The following is an 835-nucleotide window of genomic DNA, read 5'->3' as shown; positions in this document are numbered from 1 at the left end:
GGAAGTGGCCAACGCGCTCAATGCGCTCTCGAAGTGGCCGGACGAGGACGACGCGCGTGAAGCGACGTTGTGTCTGGGCGGTCGCGTGGGCTCGGATGCGTGGCTGCGCGAGTCGATGAACGCGCAGGCGGTGGCCAACGCGCTCAATGCGCTCTCGAAGTGGCCGGATGAGGTCGACGCGCGTGAAGCGGCTCTGCGCCTGGCCGGTCGCCTGGCCTCGGATGCAGGGCTGCGCGAGTCGATGGAAGCCCAACATGTGGCCATGGCCCTCGGTGCGCTCGCGAAGTGGCCGGACGAGGACGACGCGCGTGAAGCGACGTTGTGTCTGGGCGGTCGCGTGGGCTCGGATGCGTGGCTGCGCGGGTCGATGGACGCGCAGGCAGTGGCCAACGCGCTCAATGCGCTCTCGAAGTGGCCGGACGAGGCCGACGCGCGTGAAGCGGCGCTGCGCCTGGCCGGTCGCCTGACCTCGGAGGCCGGGCCGCGCGGGTTGATGGACTCGCAGGCGGTGGCCAACGCGCTCAATGCACTCTCGAAGTGGCCGGACGAGGCCGACGCGCGTGAAGCGGCGCTGCGCCTGGCCGGTCGCGTGGCCTCGGAGGCCGGGCTGCGCGAGTCGATGAACGCGCAGGCGGTGGCCAACGCGCTCAATGCCCTCGCGAAGTGGCCGGACGAGGGCGGCGCCCGGGACGCGGCGTTGAGGCTGGCCGGTCGCCTGGCCTCGGAGGCCGGCCTGCGCGAGTCGATGAACGCCCAGCAAGTGGCCAGCAGCCTCAATGCCCTGTCGCGATGGCCGCAGGAGAGCGGCCTGCGTGAGGCGGCCTGGCGGCTGGCG

1 pseudogene is annotated in these 835 nt (G+C 72.2%); it reads left to right on the top strand.

The features are described from left to right. Positions 1-835, top strand: a pseudogene (locus EVC45_RS46065) (hypothetical protein); the annotation flags it as partial.

The sequence above is a fragment of the Paraburkholderia sp. UYCP14C genome, from assembly GCF_004197395.1.
In the GTDB taxonomy this organism is placed as follows: domain Bacteria; phylum Pseudomonadota; class Gammaproteobacteria; order Burkholderiales; family Burkholderiaceae; genus Paraburkholderia.
Note: the sequence above shows the minus strand (reverse complement) of the source record. Positions and strands in the feature narration are given on the sequence as shown.